Source organism: Alteromonas lipotrueae (genome assembly GCF_019249215.1).
GTDB lineage: Bacteria > Pseudomonadota > Gammaproteobacteria > Enterobacterales > Alteromonadaceae > Alteromonas > Alteromonas lipotrueae.
In genome coordinates this window covers 187,196-201,903 of record NZ_JAESDI010000008.1, presented here as the reverse complement: position 1 = coordinate 201,903, position 14,708 = coordinate 187,196, and the positions used below count along the sequence as shown (strand labels likewise).

The following is a 14,708-nucleotide window of genomic DNA, read 5'->3' as shown; positions in this document are numbered from 1 at the left end:
GCACAGATTTGAATGACTCTACTCGCCCTTGGTATTAACCACAAAACCGCCCCTGTCGCATTGCGTGAAAAAGTGGCTTTTACACCAGACTCTCTGGTGGAAGCGCTTGCGTCATTAAGAAAGGTGGACGGGGTTGATGAGTCGGTAATTGTCTCTACGTGCAACCGCACAGAGCTTTACGTGAACACCCAGCATGAAACTGCGACTGCATTATTAGCGTGGTTATCAAACTTCCACCATGTTGAAGTTGATGAAATTGCCAATAACAGTTATGTGCTTGCCGCAGATGATGCGGTTAAACATATTATGCGGGTGGCAAGTGGGTTAGATTCGCTCATTCTTGGTGAACCGCAGATATTAGGGCAAGTAAAGCAAGCCTTTGGTGATGCCAAACACTCAGGTATGATTAATACCGAGTTTGATAAACTATTTCAGCATACCTTTTCTGTAGCTAAGCGGGTACGCAGCGAAACTGAAATTGGCGCGAATGCCGTCAGCGTAGCTTATGCTGCAGTTCAATTAGCAAAGCATATATTTGCTGAGCTACCCAAGCGCTCGGTGCTACTGGTGGGTGCGGGTGAAACCATTGAGTTAGTGGCACAGCACTTAAAAGAGCAAGGTGTTACTTGTCTAGCGGTAGCGAACCGAACTATTTCTCGTGCAGAAGCCTTGGCTGAAAAATTGGATGCCAGTGTGTATACCCTTTCACAGGTACCGGAACACCTAAAAGATTTTGATATAGTGATCAGCTCTACTGCCAGTCAACTACCCTTAATAGGGAAGGGCATGGTAGAGAAGGCGTTGAAACAACGCAGAAATATGCCCATGTTTTTAGTTGATTTAGCGGTACCTCGTGACATTGAAGCGCAAGTGAACGAATTGGGTGATGCCTATTTATATACCGTAGATGATTTACAGCACATCGTTCAAAAGAATTTACAAAATCGTGAGCAAGCGGCGCTGGAAGCTGAAAAGTTGATTGAGAAGCAAGCTGGCGATTACATGAGCTGGAAGCAGTCTCAACAATCTATTGATTTAGTTAGGCAGTATCGTCAAAAAGGCATGGAACAGCGCGACGATGTAGTAGAAAAAGCATTGGCGCAGTTAACCGAAGGCAAAGACGCCGAAACGGTTTTAAGTGAAATGGCCTATAAGCTAACCAATACATTGCTGCACCCCACAACCCTGGCACTTAGAGAAGCTGCAATGCATGATGACCCGGCGCTGAGTCGGTGGTTGGGGCAGGCATTATCGTTATCTGACACTACGTCAGATATCAAAAAATAAGGTAAACATAAAAATATGAAAGACTCGGTTGTCAGAAAACTCGAAAACTTGGTGGAACGCTTCGAAGAAGTGCAGGCCTTATTGGGCGATCCGCAAGTAATCGGCAATCAAGAAAAGTTTCGTAATTTGTCAAAAGAGTTCAGCCAGCTTGAAAGCGTAGTGGGTGGATTTAATGCCTATCAACAAGCGCAAGAGAATCTTGATTCAGCGAATGAAATGTTGAAAGAAGATGATGCAGAAATGCGTGAAATGGCGCAAGAAGAACTTAAAATTGCGAAAGCGGATATTGAACGCCTAGAAACTGAGTTACAAGTTTTATTGTTACCTAAAGATCCTAACGATGATAGCAACTGTTTCTTAGAAGTCCGAGCCGGTGCCGGTGGTGATGAAGCGGCTATTTTCGCCGGTGATTTGTTCCGTATGTACAGCCGTTATGCAGAAACCAAAGGTTGGCGCGTAGAGCTAGTTAACGCTAACGAAGGTGAGCATGGTGGTTATAAAGAAGTAGTTGCGAATATTAGTGGCGATGGCGTTTACGGTATCTTGAAATTTGAATCAGGCGGCCACCGTGTTCAGCGCGTACCTGACACTGAATCTCAAGGTCGTATTCATACGTCTGCCTGTACTGTTGCAGTATTACCTGAAATCCCTGAATCAGAAGCGATTGATATTAATCCAGCGGATCTTCGCATTGATACCTTTAGAGCATCTGGCGCAGGTGGTCAGCACGTTAACAAAACCGACTCGGCTATTCGTATTACTCACATACCGTCTGGGTTAGTGGTTGAATGCCAGGACGAGCGTTCGCAACATAAAAACCGCGCCAAAGCCATGTCGGTATTGCAAGCGCGTTTGAACAATATTGAAGAAGAAAAGCGTGCGGCAGAAGAAGCCTCTACTCGTAAGAGTCTGGTAGGAAGTGGTGATCGTTCAGAGCGAATCCGTACTTATAATTTCCCGCAAGGGCGTGTCACCGATCACCGCATTAACTTAACGATTTACCGGTTAGATGAAGTGATAGAAGGTGATTTGAAACAGCTTCTTGACCCTATCATGCAAGAGCACCAAGCTGACTTACTCGCCTCGTTGTCAGACGACTAATACCATGCGTATAGACGCCGCATTAGCGTGGGCGATAGCCGAGTTGCACGAAGGCGAGTCGCCAGCAGTTGATGCTAAAGTACTGTTAAGCCATGTGTTAGATAAACCTCAGGTTTATCTATTTACATGGCCTGACAAAACAGTAAACGAGAATGAGTTATCTCAATATAAAACGCTAGTCAGTAAACGTGTTGAAGGCATGCCAGTGGCTTACCTAACGGGCAGCCGGGATTTTTGGACACTGCGTTTAGCTACAACACCCCATACTTTAATTCCTCGCCCCGATACGGAAGTGTTAGTAGAGCAAACTCTTGCATGTATCGCGTCGGAACCGTTTTTCCCAGATCTAGAAAATAATGGGTTAGCGATTTGTGATTTAGGTACAGGCACAGGGGCAATTGCCTTGGCGCTAGCCTCAGAATTACCTAGCGCAAAGGTCACAGGTGTAGATTTACTACATGAAGCCGTTCAACTCGCTACCCGCAATGCTACGCTTAATAACATCTCAAATGTACACTTTAAACAAAGTAGTTGGTTCGATAATTTAGCGAATGAAAAATTTCACGTTATCGTTTCCAATCCACCTTATATAGAAACATCCAGTCCATTTCTTCAGCAAGGCGATGTGCGCTTTGAACCTGCATCAGCACTTACATCAGGCGCTGATGGGCTCGACGATATTAAGCACATTATTGCACTTGCAGCTCCCCATTTATTTGAAGGCGGCTTACTGGCTTTTGAACATGGTTTCGACCAATCAAAAGCGGTTGGCGGCCTGTTAAAAGCCCATGGTTTTGTGAGTATTCGTACCGAAAACGACTATGGTGGGAATGAGCGAGTCACGTACGGTTATCTATCCACAACGTCATAAAAACGTGCTGCCATTATATAGGGACTTGCTAAAAATACGTATTGCATTAGTATTTTAGGAGCATTTGGGGAGTAGGAAGTGATAGATGAGTGATGACTTACTGTTCATCGAAGACGATGAAGATGATGTAGTAGAAGAATTAGGCAGATGGAAAATTCTAATTGTTGACGATGAACCAGAAGTTCATGCCATCACAAAATTGGCACTCAACGACTTTTTCTTGAATGGCAAAACCCTTGAATTCATTAGTGCTTATAACGGCGACGAAGCAAAGCGTTGTTTCGAAGAACATGATGACATAGCGGTGGTTTTACTTGATGTCGTAATGGAAAGTGACGATGCGGGGTTGCTAGTGGCAGAGTATGTTCGCAACGAACTCGACAATCACTTTACCCGCATTATTCTTCGAACGGGTCAGCCAGGGCAAGCCCCTGAAAAAGATGTCATTATTAATTACGACATTAATGACTATAAATCGAAAACAGAACTAACCGCACAAAAGCTGTTTACGGTTATTATTGCGGCGCTGCGTTCTTATCGCGATATTATTGTAATCGAAGAGAGCCGTGCCGGCTTAGAAAAAATTATTGATGCCTCTGTTGATTTGTTTTCATCCAATTCGCTCGAAAAATTCATGCAAGGCATTATTCAACAGCTAGCATCTATCTTAGGCTGTTCGAAAGATGCTGCTTATATTACCACTGCAGTTGCAGCCACTCCCGATGCATCATCTAACCACGGTAGCGAACTGAAACTAAATGAGCTGTATGTTTTTGCAGGTAACGGCGAGTATTCAGACAAAGAAGGCGTGTTGTTAAAAGATGCCGTCTCCGCTGAGCAATATGAACTCTGCAAACGCGCTATGCGCGACCGTGAAATTGTGTACGCAGAAGATCATGTGGTGGCGTATTGTAATAGCAAAACGCAAAACGGTGCTTTGTTATATTTATCGGGGTTACCTCGCCGTATAGGCGAAAATGACAAACACTTGGTTAGACGCTTTTCGAACAGCGTCCAACTCGCCTTTGATAATGTGCTTAAAACCATTGAAATAGAAAGTACTCAAAGAGAAATTATTGAGCGCTTAGGCAAAGCGATGGAGCATGACGATCATGGAAGTAATCACATCACGCGAATGAGTGCGATGGCAGAGATTATAGGCTGTGGCATTGGCATGAATGAAAATGACGTGCGGGTACTAAAGCATGCTATACCACTTCATGATGTAGGTAATTCACGGGTACCTGTTACCATTTTGCGTAAAACTGAGCCATTAACGGAAGATGAAGTTTTTGCTATTCGTCAGCATGCCGAATTTGGCTATCAGATTTTAAAAGATTCAACACGACCCACCATTCAGTTGGCCGCAACATTGGCACGGCAACACCACGAGCGGTGGGATGGTAATGGGTACCCAGAAGGGTTGAAAGGCAGTGACATAAGGTTACAAAGCCGTATTGCAACCCTGTTAGATGTGTTTGATGCACTAATCAATACTCGCCCTTACAAAACTGCTTGGCCATTAGAAAAGGTGGAAAAGGTTATTAAGGCGGAAAAAGGGCGACATTTCGACCCGCTATTAGTCGACTACCTGTTGAACCATATTGAAAAATTCATGGCTATTCAACATCAGTACCCTGATATTCCTGAGTATGTTTAACTTAGTCGAATGTCAGTAAATAACGTACAATAACGAATAATTACATAATCAAAACTCAAGAACGATAGGAATTATTGTATGTATATGATGGCAAAACATCTGCACTTAACGGCAGTAGGATTAAGTATTTTACTGTTTATTTTTCGCTTTGTATGGTCACAATTTGACGCCACAATTTTAGCGAAAAAGTGGGTTAAAATTGTGCCTCATATTATTGATACTATTTTATTAGCCAGTGCTGTTTGGCTATGTGTGATCTTGTCTCAATATCCCATTGTAAATGCATGGCTCACATTCAAGTTAGCTGGCGTTATTGCTTATATCGTACTTGGTTTATTTGCCCTTAAAAAAGCAAAAACGACCTTAGGACGTTGGGCCTTTTTCATTGCCGCGCTCGTGGTACTGATGACCACTGCGATGGTGGCAGTCACTAAACAACCCTTATTCTAGAAATCAACGGATAACGAATTAATTATGTCTGAATCTCAACAGATCATTCGTGTTGGCGATGTAGAAGTTGCTAATCACTTACCTTTCGTGCTTTTTGGCGGAATGAATGTATTAGAGTCTCGCGATCTTGCCATGCGCATTGCTGAGCATTATGTTGAAGTTACCCAAAAATTGGGTATTCCTTATGTTTTTAAAGCTTCATTTGATAAAGCAAACCGCTCATCGGTAGCGTCTTACCGTGGCCCTGGTATGGAAGAGGGCTTGCGCATATTCGAAGAAATTAAATCTACTTTCAATGTGCCATTAATTACCGATGTTCATGAGCCTCACCAAGCCGCACCTGTGGCTGAAGTGGTAGATGTTATTCAACTTCCCGCGTTTTTAGCCCGTCAAACTGATTTGGTGGTTGCCATGGCTAAAACCGGTAGCGTGATTAATGTGAAGAAGCCGCAATTTCTAGCGCCCCATGAAATGCGTCATATCATGACTAAATTGGGTGAAGCGGGTAACGATAAAGTCATTTTATGTGAACGTGGCAGTAGCTTTGGCTATAACAACCTTGTGGTTGATATGCTGGGTATGGATGCAATGAAATCCTACGCACCGGTAATATTTGATGCTACCCACGCGCTGCAAATGCCAGGAGGCAGAGCAACATCAGCCGATGGTCGTCGTGCTCAAGCGGCACAATTAGCGCGAAGCGGAATGGCGTTAGGCCTTGCTGGGTTGTTTATTGAAGCACACCCGAATCCGGATGAAGCAAAATGTGATGGTCCATGTGCGTTGCCATTGGCAAAACTTGAGCCGTATTTAGCGCAAATGAAAGCGTTAGATGAATTGGTGAAAGGATTTGAGCCGTTAGATACCAGTAATACCTAGGCAAGTCTGATGGCGAATGCCGGTGCGTCGCACCGGCATGCGTATCAGGTGTGGGCGTGTATTATTCGCTTTCAGCAACTAATACAGTAGATTGTTTATTATTTTCTTTTGCCATGGCAAGTAAGTTTTTATGTAACGCAATTTGCGTTTCTTCTGCCAGCAATGCAGCTGACTGCTTTTTAACAACAATGTGAGCGTCGTTTTCAGGCAATACGTCTGCCATGTTTACGCTGGTCATCGCCGTAGCGATTAACGATTGAAGATTGATCTTTTCTGGTTGTACGTTAGCATTCGCAGCAGCGCTTGCAAAAGCCATTACAGATACACTAGCTAGTAGTAGTTTTTTCATTTTCACACCTAATAAAAATAATTTAAAAATATGTTTCCACTTGTTAAATTGCTTAACAAATAGGCTTTGTAAAGAGTTGATATTCGAGGCTCTTTCCAAAGTTCGCGCAAATAATAACCAAAACTCGTGCAAAAATAAAACGAGTAAAAGTATGGGTTATCATTAGTAAAACTAATGCGATCACTGCTACTATAGAATGAGTAGGTCACACAGGATTTATTTCTTAACATGCATCGACGTCTTCCCCCTCTAAACGCCTTAAAAGCCTTTGAAGCGGCTGCCCGGCATTTGAGTTTCACTAAAGCCGCAGATGAGCTTTTTGTTACGCAAGCCGCGGTCAGTCATCAAATTAAAGCGCTTGAAGAATTCTTATCGATGAAGTTATTCATTCGTCGTAACAGAACCTTGTTATTAACCGAGGAAGGTCAGGCTTACTTCCTTGAATTGAAAGATATCTTTAAAAACCTGCAAGAAGCGACGGAAAGACTGTTAGCGCGAGGCAGTAAGGGAGCCATAACCGTTGCCATGCCGCCGAGCTTTGCCAGCCAGTGGTTAGTGCCACGAATTAGTCAATTTAGTGTGGCGCAACCGGACATAGACGTAAGAATAAAAGCGGTAGACTTCGATGAAGGCTTTTTAGACGATGATGTAGATGTTGCTATTTACTATGGCAAAGGCCGCTGGAGTGGGTTGCAAGCAGACAAGCTTCACCGTGAATTCCTAACACCATTATGTTCCCCTATGCTTTTCAATGGCCCTAAGCCATTAACGAGCTTGGCAGATTTACGTCATCATGTGCTGCTTCACGACTTAAGCCGCGCGGCGTGGAAGAACTGGCTTAAGCATGTTGGCGTGTCGGGCGTGAATGTAAACCAAGGTCCGGTTTTTAGTCACTCTATGTTGGTACTTCAAGCGGCGGCGTTGGGGCAGGGGATTGCGTTAGGTAACACGGTACTTGCTCGGCCAGAGTTAGATGCAGGCCGATTGATTATGCCTTTTGAAGAGAAAGTAGAAAGTCGTGATGCCTTTTATTTGGTGTGCGAAGAGTCTCAAGCTGAGTTAGGCAAGATTGCCGCTTTCAGAGAGTGGATCTTAGGCTTGGTTGAAGAAGAGCAAGAATGATGAATTTTACATTTAGAAATAATACAGATAATGAGTCAGTCGATGTTTGATATTGAAATTCATTCGGTAAATACGGATGGAAAGGCTAATGCACCTATAGCACGCCTTATTCTTGCGCACGGCGCGGGTGCCGGTAAGCACCATGAATTTATGCAAGCGATGGCTTCGCAGTTAACTGGCCATAATATTGAAGTGATATTATTTAACTTTCCTTACATGCAAACCATGATGGAAACGGGAAAGCGTAGGCCGCCAGATAAAGCCGAAAAGTTACTCACACACTTCACAGCGCTTATCGATGAGGTGAGCAAAACCCAAATTAGCGTACCTACGTTTATTGGCGGTAAATCCATGGGAGGACGCATGGCGACTATGGTGCTTGATGATGCTGAGTCAATAATAGGCGCGATAGCATTCGGTTATCCATTTCACCCTCCGGGTAAGCCAGAAAAACTCAGAACCGTCCATTTAGAAACGCTCAAAAAACCACTGCTTATACTACAAGGCGAGCGTGATACCTTTGGCACAAAAGATGAGGTGAGTGCCTATGCGTTATCGCGTGGTATTGCGGTTTCTTACTTAGCTGACGGCGATCATAGTTTTAAACCCAGAAAGCAAAGTGGCTTTACGTTAGAGACCCATATAGAATGCGCGGCTAAATCGACAGCTGATTTTATAAAAGCACGCGTAAATAAATAATGAACCACCAATTAATCTTCGGTTTAACTCACACTCAATGTCATGGGCAGGTGCTTTGAATAAGGCAATAAATAACACAGGGTCTGTTGATCAGAGCCTAAGTAATAAGCAAGGCCTAAACAAACTCTGGCTGTGTGCTGGCATTCTTTTGGCGGCTACCGCAGTAATGCTAGGCGCTTTCGGTGCACATGGCTTAAAGGCGATATTAGCACCATCGGCACTGACTACATTTGAAATTGGGGTTCGCTACCAGATGTATCATGGTTTAGCCATTGTGGCGCTTCCCGCTTTGTCGGCATACATTCCACCTAAATGGCTTAACGCGGTAGCGGCACTTTTTGTGATTGGCTGTGCGTTGTTCAGTGGCAGTTTATACTTATTAGCAGTAACCGGTAACGGGTTATTTGGCCCTATTACGCCTTTGGGCGGCCTATGTTTAATTATCGGGTGGATGGCATTGGCTATCGCAGTCGTTAAGGGAAAGACCAGTAAGGGAAAATCTAATGACTAGTATTTTAGCTTATTGTCGCCCTGGCTATGAAAACGACACGGCCAATGAACTGGCTACCCGTTACGGTGAAAAAGAACTCTTTGGCTACCCGGTATCAAAGTCGAACACGGGCTTTGTGCATTATAACTTGTACGATAATACGAGCCTAGGTAATGCATTGGCATTGTTCGCGGTAAGCGAGTCTATATTTCCCCGCCAATTAATAGGTGTGTTCGCTACGCTTAATGATATTGAAAAAGACGATAGAGTAGGGCAAGTACTCGATGCGCTAGAAGATGTGTCCTTAGAAGCATTTACCGGTGCTCATGGTGTATTCGGTGCCATCGATGTTGAATACCCAGATACGGAAGACGGCAAAACCCTAGCGAAATTTTGTAGGAAGTTTACCGTTCCTCTTCGTCAGGCATTAAGAAAGAAGGGCTGGCTATCACCAAAGGAAAACGAGGTTAAACCTAAATTGCATGTTTTCTTCGAGTCTTTTGAAACTTGCTATATAGGCTATAGTCTTGCTGGATATCGCTCTAATGACCATTTAGGCATTTGCCGATTAAAATTTCCGTCCGATTCACCAAGTCGCTCAACCCTCAAGTTGGAAGATGCCTTGGTGAACATGTTAAGTGCTAACGAGCAACGTGAAGTACTTCGCGCTGGCGGTAGAGCAGTAGACTTGGGTGCATGCCCTGGTGGATGGACTTATCAACTAGTTAAACGTGAAATGTACGTTGAAGCGATTGATAATGGAGCAATTGCTGACAGCTTAATGAGCACAGGGCTTGTTGAACACCATGCTGCAGACGGGTTTACTTACAGACCACAATTTGGTCGTGTAGATTTACTAGTGTGTGATATGATAGAGCAACCCGATCGGGTAGCAAAGCTGATGGGTGACTGGTTGGTAAAACATTGGGCCACTCATGCGGTGTTTAATTTAAAGCTACCCATGAAACGACGATATGAAACCGTAATAGAGGCCATGTCGACGTTAATGACCAGATTGAATGCGTTAGACGATGCATTCACTGTCAAGGTTAGACATCTCTATCATGACAGAGATGAAGTTACAGTAACGATTGTACGCACTTCGTGAAACGAGGTGTGTTTTTGTTACTTTTAAAAAAAATATCTTAAATGCTTATATTATTGATATTTAAATAAAAAATTTATGGTGGCTCGGTTTTTCACAAACGTTTTCAGAGTTTGTGCTAAATAAAGGTGTATCTCTTGTACAGAAATCCTTTATAATCCGGCCGTTTTTTTACTCTGAATCAATGAAAGTGAACTAATGTCAGACTTATCCCTTTACAGAAACATTGGTATTTTCGCCCACGTAGACGCGGGTAAAACTACCACTACAGAACGTATTTTGAAGCTTACTGGTAAAATCCATAAAACCGGTGAAGTACACGACGGTGAGTCAACTACTGACTTCATGGAACAGGAAGCTGAGCGTGGTATTACTATCCAGTCGGCAGCAGTAAGCTGTTTCTGGAAAGATCACCGCTTCAACGTTATCGATACTCCAGGACACGTTGACTTCACAGTTGAAGTTTACCGTTCACTAAAAGTATTAGACGGCGGTATCGGTGTATTCTGTGGTTCTGGTGGTGTTGAACCGCAATCAGAAACTAACTGGCGTTATGCTAACGAATCAGAAGTTGCACGTATTATATTCGTAAATAAATTAGACCGTATGGGTGCTGATTTTTACCGTGTAACTGAGCAAGTACGTAAAGTACTTGGTGCTGTACCACTAGTTATGACGTTACCAATTGGTATCGAAGATGACTTCGTAGGTGTAGTAGACGTATTGACTAAACAAGCATACGTTTGGGATGACACTGGTCTTCCTGAAAACTACGAAATTAAAGACGTTCCTGCAGACATGGTAGACAAAGTTGATGAATACCATGAAATGCTTATCGAAACTGCTGTAGAGCAAGACGATGACCTAATGGAAGCGTACATGGAAGGTGAAACTCCTTCGGTTGAAGACATCAAGCGTTGTATCCGTAAAGGTACACGTGACCTTGCTTTCTTCCCTACGTTCTGTGGTTCTGCATTCAAAAACAAAGGTGTTCAATTAGTACTTGACGCCGTTGTTGACTACTTACCCTCTCCTACAGAAGTTGATCCTCAGCCTCTTATGGATGAAGAAGGTAACGAAAATGGCGAACATGCAATCGTATCTGCTGATGAAACGTTTAAAGCGTTAGCATTTAAGATCATGGATGACCGTTTCGGTGCACTAACATTCGTACGTATTTACTCTGGTAAATTGAACAAGGGTGACACCATCCTTAACGCATTTACGGGTAAAACTGAGCGTGTTGGCCGTATGGTTGAGATGCAAGCTGACGAACGTATTGAGTTATCTAGCGCACAAGCGGGTGACATCATTGCTATCGTAGGCATGAAGAACGTACAAACTGGTCACACACTTTGTGATCCGAAAGATCCAGTAACACTAGAGCCAATGGTTTTCCCAACGCCAGTAATCTCGATTGCTGTTCAGCCTAAAGATAAAGGCGGAAACGAGAAAATGGGTATCGCTATCGGTAAAATGATTGCAGAAGATCCTTCGTTCCAAGTTGAAACTGATGAAGATTCAGGCGAAACCATCCTTAAAGGTATGGGTGAGCTTCACTTAGACATCAAAGTAGATATTCTTAAGCGTACTTACGGTGTAGACCTTATTGTTGGTCAACCTCAAGTTGCTTACCGTGAAACTATCACTCAAGAAATTGAAGATAGCTACACGCATAAGAAGCAATCTGGTGGTTCTGGTCAGTTCGGTAAAATCGACTACCGCATCAAGCCTGGCGAAGCGGGTTCTGGCTTTACGTTCACATCATCTGTTGTTGGTGGTAACGTACCGAAAGAATTCTGGCCTGCAGTTGAGAAAGGCTTTAAGTCAATGATGGGCGAAGGTGTTCTAGCTGGCTTCCCAGTACTAGACGTTGAAGTAGAACTTTTTGACGGTGGCTTCCACGCAGTGGATTCATCAGCAATCGCGTTCGAAATCGCTGCTAAAGGCGCTTTCCGCCAATCTATTCCTAAAGCGGGTGCACAACTTCTTGAGCCAATCATGAAAGTTGACGTATTTACGCCAGAAGATCACGTTGGTGACGTAATCGGTGACCTTAACCGTCGTCGTGGTATGCTAAGCGACCAAGAAGCTGGTTTAACTGGCGTTCGCATTAAAGCAGACGTTCCGTTATCAGAAATGTTCGGTTACATCGGTTCACTACGTACAATGACATCTGGTCGTGGTCAGTTCTCTATGGAGTTCTCACACTACGCAGCTTGTCCACAAAACGTAGCTGACAAAGTAATGGAAGAAGCTAAAGCACGTAAAGCAGCTAAGTAATTAGCTACTAACTAGGTAAGCATTCATGCTTACCTTAGTGTTAATCATATAAAAGCCCGTCTGGTATACCAGACGGGCTTTTTTGTTGCTAAATGCTAATTAATACATTTTGTACGGTAAGAACTTTCCAGACATCACCACACTGACGCGGTCACCTTTAGGGTCGTTCTCGCGCTGCAAATCCATCGAGAAATCGATAGCGCTCATTATGCCGTCACCAAATTCTTCATGAATAAGTTCTTTTAGGGTTGTACCGTAAACACTGACTAATTCGTACCAGCGATAGATAAGCGGATCGGTAGGCACTGCGGTCGGCAACGAACCTTTATAAGGCGCAATTTGTAACCAAGCAATGGCTTCATCACTCAGTTCTAGCATTTCGCCAACGGCCGTCGCTTGTTCCTTTGTCATCGCCATTTGCCCTAAACACGCGGCGGTACTCCATTCTTTTGATTGTCCTACCGCTTGGGCAATCTCACTCCATTTAATGCCTTTAGAAATTTTTGAAGACTGGATCATGTCGGTAACTTGAGTTCGATTGGTAATCATTGCATTTCCTTTTTTGAGTGATACGGGTTATTGATAAAAGTTAGTTGTTGCCATAAAGCAGTATGAATGTAATTACATTACTAATAACTAACAGCAGGGACAGTCCCTGCCAGAATTTAAGTGGGTGACGTTGTATTAATGGCGCGGTCACGCGGTTAAGAAAAGCGGGGCTAGGGTGTCGAAGGTGATAGATAAACTCAGATAAGCTAGCAAAACGCTTTTCAGGATTAGGCTGTAATGCTCGTTTCAGCGTGGCATCTATCCATGCTGGAATAGGCCGTCTATCATCAAGCACCGATTGGTATTTGAGTTTGTGCTGCGCCGCAACGGTGCGGGTTTTGGCTACTTGTGTGCCATAAGGAAAGCGGTCGCTGAGTAAGTAATAGGTGAGTACGGCAAGAGAATAGAGGTCGGATTGATCACAGCCGCTATCGCCTAAGAAGTATTCTGGAGCAACATAAGCTGCGGTGCCCATAATATCGCTCTCGTGTTCAAACAATGCGTCACTAATGCCAGCAACACGGGCCGAACCTAAATCTATTATTTTGCAGTTGCCTGAAGCTTCAATCATAATATTTTCAGGGCGAATGTCTTGATGGAGAAGCCCTTCTCGGTGCATGGCCATTAAGCCTTGCGCTACCTGCTCAACAATACTTCGTACTTTTTCAACATCTGGCTTAGGGTTATCGGTGAGCCACTGGGTTAAATTCTGCCCTTCAATATATTCGCTAATGGTATACATACATGAAGGTGGCTGAATACGAGTAGGTACGTTTATTACGTGGTTAGATTTAATTCGTCTTGCCAGCCATTCTTCTAATGCAAAGTGCTCAAGGTAGTGGCTGTCTTGTGCCAGTTCAGTAGACGGTATTTTAATAACGATATGTGTTTTGGTATTTTCATCCCACGCTAGGAAAACATGACTTCTAGCCGATTGATATAGCTGTCGTTCAATGCGGTAGCCATCTATTGTCTCCCCCACATTCAACTGCTTGATAGTGGGAACTGACGTTTCATCAACAGCATATTCCGGTGTTAAAAACTTACCATCGCCTACGCACTCTACCGTTATTAACTGGCAAGAGACATTATCATCGCTGTCGTTTTCACGCGCTATGTCTACAAGGCGTTGCGCAAGAGGCGTAGCATTTTTATTATCAATAGAGGTGTTATGTATACCAACGTCACTTTCAGAGACGTTAACCGTCGATATAAGTGAAGCAAGCGTAGGGGAAGAAACGTATTCATAAACACCATCTGTCATTAGAATAATAATATCGCCTGCTTTTAGCGGTACCGCGAGGTAATCGATGTCGACATTAGCATGCACGCCCAGTGCGTTAGCGAGATAAGATTCATGCTGTGAGTGGTTGACTCGATGAGACTGGGTAAGGACTTGTACCCTATCATCAGAATACAAACAGACTCTAGCATCACCCACATGGAATATATGTGCCGTATCGCCTTTAACGATAACCGCAGAAAAAGTGCATACGTAGCCCTTATCAGGGGTATAGCAAAAAGGGCTTTGCTGGGTTTTGGTATATAAAGAGGCATTAATACTTTGTATAACGGTTTTAGCGCTTGTTTCAACACTCCAGGTTTCGGGGGTACAAAAGTATTGTTTTATGAAGTCTTTAATCGCCAAATCACTGGCTATTTGGCTAACAGTACTACTGCTTATACCATCGGCAATTGCAAAGGCGGCGCCTTTTAATGTTAAAGCTGGGCTGTTACTAGCTGGAATAAAGGCATCGCAAGCGTCTTGATTTATAGGCTTAACGCCGGCGCTGCTAAACTCGCTATAGTGAAGTGATAAAGATTGAATCTGCATATTGAAAAAGCCCGATACAGAGGAAACGT

14 protein-coding genes are annotated in these 14,708 nt (G+C 43.7%); 11 read left to right on the top strand and 3 right to left on the bottom strand.

Going from position 1 to position 14,708, the window contains the following annotated elements; genetic code table 11:
- Positions 1-12 precede the first annotated feature (12 nt).
- From hemA to kdsA, 6 genes are all read left to right on the top strand, one after another.
- The gene (gene hemA, locus JKP82_RS11395) at positions 13-1,287 is read left to right on the top strand and encodes a glutamyl-tRNA reductase (RefSeq protein ID WP_159531167.1); all 1,275 of its coding nucleotides are present in this window, start codon (positions 13-15) and stop codon (positions 1,285-1,287) included.
- A 15-nt stretch (positions 1,288-1,302) separates the two neighbouring features.
- Complete coding sequence (gene prfA, locus JKP82_RS11390) at positions 1,303-2,388, top strand: peptide chain release factor 1 (RefSeq protein ID WP_159531165.1); 1,086 nt, start codon at positions 1,303-1,305, stop codon at positions 2,386-2,388.
- A 4-nt stretch (positions 2,389-2,392) separates the two neighbouring features.
- Entirely contained in the window at positions 2,393-3,259 is an 867-nt protein-coding gene (prmC, locus tag JKP82_RS11385; protein WP_159531163.1) for a peptide chain release factor N(5)-glutamine methyltransferase, read from the top strand.
- Between the two features lie 85 nt (positions 3,260-3,344).
- Positions 3,345-4,919, top strand: coding sequence for a DUF3369 domain-containing protein (locus JKP82_RS11380; RefSeq protein ID WP_159531161.1), 1,575 nt, complete (start codon positions 3,345-3,347; stop codon positions 4,917-4,919).
- A 78-nt stretch (positions 4,920-4,997) separates the two neighbouring features.
- A complete protein-coding gene (locus tag JKP82_RS11375) occupies positions 4,998-5,369 on the top strand; it encodes a SirB2 family protein (RefSeq protein ID WP_218397099.1) in 372 nt (123 codons plus the stop codon).
- A 24-nt stretch (positions 5,370-5,393) separates the two neighbouring features.
- On the top strand, positions 5,394-6,248 hold the full coding sequence (kdsA, locus tag JKP82_RS11370) for a 3-deoxy-8-phosphooctulonate synthase (RefSeq protein WP_159531157.1): 855 nt from the start codon (positions 5,394-5,396) through the stop codon (positions 6,246-6,248).
- 61 nt (positions 6,249-6,309) lie between these two features.
- Here the strand turns inward: kdsA and JKP82_RS11365 are convergent, their stop codons facing one another.
- Positions 6,310-6,597 carry a hypothetical protein gene (locus JKP82_RS11365; protein ID WP_159531155.1) on the bottom strand — a complete coding sequence of 96 codons (288 nt, stop codon included), beginning with the start codon at positions 6,595-6,597 and terminating at the stop codon, positions 6,310-6,312.
- A gap of 228 nt (positions 6,598-6,825) precedes the next feature.
- Here JKP82_RS11365 and JKP82_RS11360 point away from each other — a divergent pair, with 228 nt between their 5' ends.
- The 5 genes from JKP82_RS11360 (at position 6,826) to fusA (ending at position 12,296) form a co-directional block, all read left to right on the top strand.
- Positions 6,826-7,719: a transcriptional regulator GcvA gene (locus JKP82_RS11360; RefSeq protein ID WP_159531153.1), complete on the top strand. Its 894-nt coding sequence runs from the start codon at positions 6,826-6,828 to the stop codon at positions 7,717-7,719.
- Positions 7,720-7,761: 42 nt separating this feature from the next.
- On the top strand, positions 7,762-8,418 hold the full coding sequence (locus JKP82_RS11355) for an alpha/beta family hydrolase (protein ID WP_159531151.1): 657 nt from the start codon (positions 7,762-7,764) through the stop codon (positions 8,416-8,418).
- A gap of 55 nt (positions 8,419-8,473) precedes the next feature.
- Positions 8,474-8,929, top strand: coding sequence for a DUF423 domain-containing protein (locus JKP82_RS11350; protein WP_309475333.1), 456 nt, complete (start codon positions 8,474-8,476; stop codon positions 8,927-8,929).
- Positions 8,922-10,016, top strand: coding sequence for a 23S rRNA (cytidine(2498)-2'-O)-methyltransferase RlmM (gene rlmM / locus JKP82_RS11345; RefSeq protein WP_159531147.1), 1,095 nt, complete (start codon positions 8,922-8,924; stop codon positions 10,014-10,016). Before JKP82_RS11350 ends, rlmM begins: the two co-directional genes overlap by 8 nt.
- Positions 10,017-10,211: 195 nt before the next feature.
- Positions 10,212-12,296, top strand: coding sequence for an elongation factor G (gene fusA, locus JKP82_RS11340; protein WP_126873886.1), 2,085 nt, complete (start codon positions 10,212-10,214; stop codon positions 12,294-12,296).
- Positions 12,297-12,395: 99 nt separating this feature from the next.
- On the opposite strand, the gene cynS is transcribed toward fusA, so the two are convergent.
- Both cynS and JKP82_RS11330 read right to left on the bottom strand, forming a co-directional pair.
- Entirely contained in the window at positions 12,396-12,845 is a 450-nt protein-coding gene (cynS, locus tag JKP82_RS11335) for a cyanase (protein ID WP_218397098.1), read from the bottom strand.
- A 40-nt stretch (positions 12,846-12,885) separates the two neighbouring features.
- Positions 12,886-14,679 carry a bifunctional protein-serine/threonine kinase/phosphatase gene (locus JKP82_RS11330; protein WP_218397096.1) on the bottom strand — a complete coding sequence of 598 codons (1,794 nt, stop codon included), beginning with the start codon at positions 14,677-14,679 and terminating at the stop codon, positions 12,886-12,888.
- Positions 14,680-14,708 lie beyond the last annotated feature (29 nt).